Genomic DNA, 6,177 nt, shown 5'->3' on the forward strand with positions numbered 1-6,177 from the left:
AATGGTTTTTCCAAAGGAACCTAAATAAGAAGCTTGATGAATTCTTAATAAAAGCTGAGAAAATTCACGGGGAATATGAAACCAACTATTTCCGAGTCGATATAGAATCCCAGTTGAGGCACTTAAAAATAAAGGTAAAAAGGCAATGGGTGCTAAAATTTGATGGATTTTTCTAGCATTTAAACCAGAATTTTGAGATAAATTTTTACGTTTTTTTTGAGCGAGTCGAACCATAGTTAATCCGGTAACTATCATGGTAATTAGTCCAAAACCTACTAATAAGACATAGATGGGAACTAAAGGTTTTCCTAAAAATTCTCCTTGATGAATCCATATCAAGATTTCGGCTTTATCTTTTGATATTCCTATCCAATTTCTTCCCAAACGATAGAACATTCCAGTAAAGGCTGTTAACAATAAAGGAAGAAATACAATCGGTGCAATTTTACGATGAAATTTCCGAAATTCAAGATTTTTCATGTTTGATTAACCTCACTCATGATCAGTAAAAAATATATTTTATGTTTTTAAGGGTAAATAGATGAAAAAAAATAATTTTTGCTATAAAATCAGAAATACGAACATCTTAACCCTCAGTTTTAATATAAACCTCAAAAGTGACAAACTGGTGACGAATGCCAAAACAACCTTTTATTTGGGGATAATGTCATAATCTAGCGAAAGCTAAACGGTGAAGCATGAATTCTCCCTAGCCTTTGCAATGACGTTTTAAGCGTTGGGTAGACTCGGAAAACGCACAACGAAACAGCTACCTTTTCCTAATTCACTGGTAACGGTAATTTCTCCTTGATGATGTTGAGCTAAAGTTTTAGCGATCGCTAATCCTAAACCTGATCCGCCTTCTCGTCGAGTTCGAGCTTGATCTGCACGCCATAGCCGATCAAAAATCAAGGGTAATTGTTCAGAAGAAATCCCAATTCCAGTATCTTTAATTTTCACCCAAATCCATTTTTCTCCCTCTTCTAAAGAGACTCTAATTTTGCCCCCGCTATCCGTATAATAAATTGCATTTTCTATTAAGTTTAAAAATAATCGCCAAAGCTGATTTCCATCTCCTTTTAATTTAACTTCAGACTGAATATCTAAGATTAACTGAACTTTTTTTTGTTCAGCTTGAGGTAAGAGAAATTCTACTAAATCTTCTAACAATTCATCAAGGGGAACAATGACGCAATTTTTATTAAAATAAATACAATCTTGATCCGTGCGTGCTAGGAGTAATAAATCTTCCACTAAGCTTGTCATTTGGTTAATAGCACTGGCGATCGCGTTTAATTTATCACTGTCAGCAGGATGAATTCGTTCTGGATGACTTTGCATGACTTCAACACAAGTTCTAATTCCTGCTAAAGGATTTCTCAATTCATGGGACGCATCGGCGGTAAATTGTTTGAGTTTTTCAAAGCTTTGTTCAATCGGTTTTAAAGATTGTTTGGTTAACCACATTCCTCCAAAAGCCGTTAATCCTGATACCAAAATTCCCCCTAACATCATCCCTAATCTTAATTGCGTTAAGACAATTTCTACCGCTTCTGTAGATTCACTAATTCGGATATAACCGATAATCATTTCTGGTTCTTGAGGTTCTTTTTTAACCTGTAAAGTTAAGGTACGAATTCTTTGATGATTCAGGATATAAGTCCAATGAGAATGGGATAAATCAACAGGAGGAAAAACTTTTCCTGCTTTAGCAATCAGTTTTTTATTCTGATCAAACCATTCAATTCCTTGACTGGGTTGCTGAATATTTTGCCAAGGAAGATCGAGATCTCCATCATTATCTAATCGTAGAGAATTAGGAATTTTTAGGTCTTTTTTCTCTTCTTTAATTTCAGCTAAACTATGTGCAGCCGCATCTGCTAATGTTAAGAGTTGACGATCTAATTGTTGATATAAACTAAAAGCAAAGAATTCATAGACAGCAATCATTGATATTCCTGAAATTGCCATCATTACGCCTAAATAGGACAGCAATAACCGCCAACTTAACGATCTAAATTGAGGATTAATTGCGTTGCGTGTTGAGCCGATATCCCAAGCCATAAACTGTTTCAATAAATGTTGAGGATGCACCAACTATTTTAAGTTTTTGTCTTAATCTTTTGATATGAGTTTTGACCGTATCATCCCCCGGAACATCTTCAAAAGACCAAAGGTTTTCTAAAATCATTTCACGGGAAAGCACTCGTCCAGGGTTTCTCAAAAACAACTCTAATAAGCTATATTCTTTAGGGGTTAAAGATAAAATTTCTCCACAATATGTAACTTCACAATGATTCGGATCTAAGCGAAGGTTTCTCCATTCTAAAACCGGAGGTAAGGTAGAATTTCCTCGCCTTAATAACGCTCGAACCCTAGCTAATAACTCTTGTAAATCAAAGGGTTTAATCACATAATCATCAGCCCCCACATCTAACCCTAAAACCTTATCCGCACTGGTATCTTTTGCCGTTAGCATCAATACAGGTGTAGTATTCCCTCTTTGCCGTAATCGTTGACAAAACTGAATTCCATTAAGTCGAGGTAACATCACATCTAAGATAATCACATCATAGACAGCCGATTCTACAAACTCCCACCCCATTTGACCATCATGAACCACATCTACAACATAATGATGATCCATGAAAGCTTCCGCTAAAGCTTTTGTAATTCGTTCATCATCTTCGACTAATAAAATTCTCATTGTTATGAATTAATCCATTATTCAATTTAACACAAAACTAGCGTAAAAAAGGGGGACGTTTAGTATCAGTATCGGGTTTATTTTTAGCTGATTCTGCCAGAAACCGTTTTAAAGCTTTTTCGCGATTTTTCATAAATGCACTCCAAAAGCCCGGTTGAAACTCATCCATCGTTTTCGCTAACGCCCAGACATCAATTGCTAAGATGTTATAAAGCCGTTCATCTTCGCGCTTGAGGGTGTTAATCTGCTCGAGTAGTGTACGTTTAATACTAGCCGTCGATTGATCTTCGTCGTTAGTTGTCATGTTGAACATCCGATAACACGGTATATCCGAACCCTGCTTTGTTTCCAGAAGCCAGTGTTGAAAATCAAAATATAGGTTTTCTCTATCTCTAATAAACCATTAAAATCAGAGAATGAATTTTCGCGGACGAATGAGTGATTTATAATATGTTACGTCAAACTTCTCTGGGCGCCCTGGGTTTAGTGGTCGGTGGAATTTTAACCGTAGTGGGTTTTGCAGCTTATTTTGCAGATAATGCAACCTTAAATTTAGCTGGATTTTTCTATGGTATTCCCCTATTATTGGGGGGACTCGCCCTCAAAGCGGCAGAATTAAAACCCATTCCGATGACTCAAGCGACATCAACAGAGGTTTTAGCAGTACGAGAGCAACAAGCTACAGAGACTCAGAATCAAATCCGCAAAGATGTCACCCGTTATCGCTATGGTCAAGAAGCCCATTTATCCGATGCTTTAGAACGTCTGGGACTCAGCCCCAACCGAGAAGAACGTCCTGTCCTCCAAGGGATTCGAGAAACTCTCATTAATGGTTCCTATACCCTGATTTTACAGTTTTATTCCCCCTTGATATCCCTGGACACTTGGCAAAATAAACAAGAGAAAATCGCTAAGTTCTTTGGCCCTGGTCTGAAAGTTGAAATCACTCAACCTCAAGAAGAACAGATTGATGTGGCTTTAATTGCAGAAAGTTGACGGACGGGCGGGGCACCCCGCCCCTACGGTGGTTAACGGTCAACACCTCAACAGTCAACCCCGGTTTTACTTCTCCAACCTCACCGCATACCACTGTAAATATTGACCCGGTTTGAGGTTAAGGTCACAACTTGTATCAATCAGATATTGCGCTTGTTCCTCCAAGGTCGTAAAGCGTTGTAAATCGTGGGGTAAATCGTCTTGAGATTCTGATAAGACAGATTTGAGCTTTTCGAGGAGTTCTGCAACCGTCATAAACTGTTCAGGTTGATAAGTTTCTAAGACCACAAAGGTATCCTCATCGTACATTAGCGCATCTGGCATCGTTGTTTTCTCCGCAACTATTAAATAATCATTCTCTCTCAAGCGACTACGGCCATAATACGGGACAATTGTGACTAGCCCCGTGTTACGATCAAATTTAATACCGATAATTCCGACCGAATTACTGGGGTTTGAAAACCATCGGGTTGAACTGAGGTTGATCACAGCCGCAACGCTAAACCCGTAAAAGTTTTTTATTAAAGAAGGGATCACACGCTCATGACTTTATCCGCAACACCTCCCAAGGTTAATAAACCCTCGAAAGTTGAAGGGCTTAAAGAACGCAGCAATTTCTTGCGGGAACCCCTCGCAACAGAACTGTTCAATGATTTGAACTACTTCTCTGAGGATGCAATTCAAATTCTCAAGTTTCACGGTTCCTATCAACAAGATAACCGAGATCATCGGGTTAAGGGACAGGAAAGAGACTATGGAATGATGCTGCGAACCCGCAGTCCTGGGGGGTTTATTCCACCTCAATTGTATTTAACTTTGGATCGCTTATCTGATGAATATGGCAACCAAACCATTCGGGCTACCACTCGTCAAGGGTTCCAGTTACACGGCGTTTTAAAGAAAAATCTGAAAACGGTTTTGGCTTCTATTATTAAAAATATGGGGTCAACGTTAGGAGCTTGTGGGGATCTTAACCGCAACGTTTTAGCACCTCCAGCACCTTATAAAAATCGCCCTGAGTATGAATATGCCCGGACTTATGCTAATCATATTGCTGATTTGCTCACCCCCCAAACGGGAGCTTATTATGAAATTTGGTTAGATGGGGAAAAATTGATTACCGCCGAAGAAGATCCACAAGTCAAAGCTGCCCGTCTTCGCAATACTAATAATACGAATTATACGGACTCGGAAGAACCGATTTATGGCACTTATTATATGCCCCGTAAGTTTAAATGTGCGGTAACAGTTCCTGGGGATAATTCTATTGATATCTATACTCAAGATTTGAGTTTAGTTGTTATTACTAATGCAGCCGGAGAGTTAGAAGGATTTAATATTTTAGCCGGAGGTGGGTTAGGACGGACTCATAATAAAGAAGAAACTTTTGCCCGTATGGCTGATGAAATTGGCTATGTGGATAAAGCGGATATTTATGATGCGGTTAAAGCCATTGTCGCAACTCAACGAGATTATGGCGATCGCACCAATCGCCGTCATGCCAGACTGAAGTATTTAATTCATGATTGGGGTGTGGATCAATTCCGTGAAAAAGCCGAGGAATATTTCGGTAAATCCTTTCAACCGTTTAAACCGTTACCAGATTGGAAATATGAAGATTATTTAGGATGGCATGAACAAGGAGATGGTCAATTATTTCTAGGAATTTCCATTGATAATGGTCGGATTAAAGATGAAGAAAATTTCCGCCTGAAAACCGTTTTACGCAAAATTGTAGAACAGTTTAACGTGCCGATGTTAGTAACGGCCAGCCAAAATGTGATTTTGTATGAAATTTCCCCGATTGTTAAACCCCAAATTCAAACCCTTCTCAAAGAACATGGAATTAAAACTGAAACGGAAATTGACCCGCTAGAACGCTATTCAATGGCTTGTCCAGCGTTACCAACCTGCGGATTGGCCATGACAGAATCAGAACGGATTATCCCTAGTGTATTGGGACGGATTCGGGTATTGTTGGACAATGTGGGTTTGCAACAAGAGCATTTTGTCATTCGGATGACCGGATGCCCTAACGGTTGTGCTCGACCCTACATGGCGGAGTTAGGCTTTGTGGGAAGTGCTCCTAATACCTATCAAATTTGGTTAGGGGGTTCTCCCCATCAGACCCGATTGGCAGAAGCCTTTGTGAATCGATTATCGATTCATGACCTTGAAACGTTTCTGACTCCGATTTTAGTTTATTTTAAACAGGATCGGAAACCCGGAGAGAGTTTTGGGGATTTTTGCCATCGTGTCGGCTTTGATGCCCTTCGTCAGTTTATAACCTCTTACTCAGCGACTGTCTTAATGAACATTGAAACTCAAGAAGCCCCTGTAATGGGTAGCCAGACCCTACCAGAAATGAACGATTCTGATGCACCGGTTGATCCGAGTAAAATTCGGCATCGGGTGAGTGTTCGAGATTCCATTTATAATCAGTTGAAAGCTGAATCTAAACGTTTAGGGAAACC

7 protein-coding genes are annotated in these 6,177 nt (G+C 39.3%); 2 read left to right on the forward strand and 5 right to left on the reverse strand.

Going from position 1 to position 6,177, the window contains the following annotated elements; translation table 11 throughout:
• The 4 genes from ACKPEB_RS06410 to ACKPEB_RS06425 all read right to left on the reverse strand — a co-directional run.
• Positions 1-480: PepSY domain-containing protein (locus tag ACKPEB_RS06410; protein WP_408964016.1), on the reverse strand; the 480-nt coding region annotated here is incomplete at its 3' end.
• 249 nt (positions 481-729) lie between these two features.
• Positions 730-2,064 (reverse strand): sensor histidine kinase, encoded by a 1,335-nt coding sequence (locus ACKPEB_RS06415; RefSeq protein WP_408964017.1) that lies wholly within the window; start codon positions 2,062-2,064, stop codon positions 730-732.
• Complete coding sequence (locus ACKPEB_RS06420) at positions 2,027-2,707, reverse strand: response regulator transcription factor (protein ID WP_408964019.1); 681 nt, start codon at positions 2,705-2,707, stop codon at positions 2,027-2,029. The genes ACKPEB_RS06415 and ACKPEB_RS06420 overlap by 38 nt, the downstream gene beginning before the upstream one ends.
• Before the next feature lie 37 nt (positions 2,708-2,744).
• Positions 2,745-3,011, reverse strand: coding sequence for a hypothetical protein (locus tag ACKPEB_RS06425; RefSeq protein ID WP_408964020.1), 267 nt, complete (start codon positions 3,009-3,011; stop codon positions 2,745-2,747).
• A 146-nt stretch (positions 3,012-3,157) separates the two neighbouring features.
• Here ACKPEB_RS06425 and ACKPEB_RS06430 point away from each other — a divergent pair, with 146 nt between their 5' ends.
• Positions 3,158-3,703, forward strand: coding sequence for a DUF2854 domain-containing protein (locus ACKPEB_RS06430; protein ID WP_408964021.1), 546 nt, complete (start codon positions 3,158-3,160; stop codon positions 3,701-3,703).
• Positions 3,704-3,769: 66 nt separating this feature from the next.
• Here ACKPEB_RS06430 and ACKPEB_RS06435 read toward each other — a convergent pair whose 3' ends face one another.
• A complete protein-coding gene (locus ACKPEB_RS06435) occupies positions 3,770-4,027 on the reverse strand; it encodes a chlororespiratory reduction protein 7 (RefSeq protein ID WP_408964022.1) in 258 nt (85 codons plus the stop codon).
• Positions 4,028-4,246: 219 nt separating this feature from the next.
• Between ACKPEB_RS06435 and sir the strand changes: the two genes are divergently transcribed.
• Positions 4,247-6,177, forward strand: a 1,931-nt coding sequence (gene sir, locus ACKPEB_RS06440; RefSeq protein WP_408964023.1) for a sulfite reductase, ferredoxin dependent, incomplete at its 3' end; no start/stop codon positions are given.

The organism is Planktothrix sp. (assembly GCF_046067725.1).
GTDB lineage: Bacteria > Cyanobacteriota > Cyanobacteriia > Cyanobacteriales > Microcoleaceae > Planktothrix.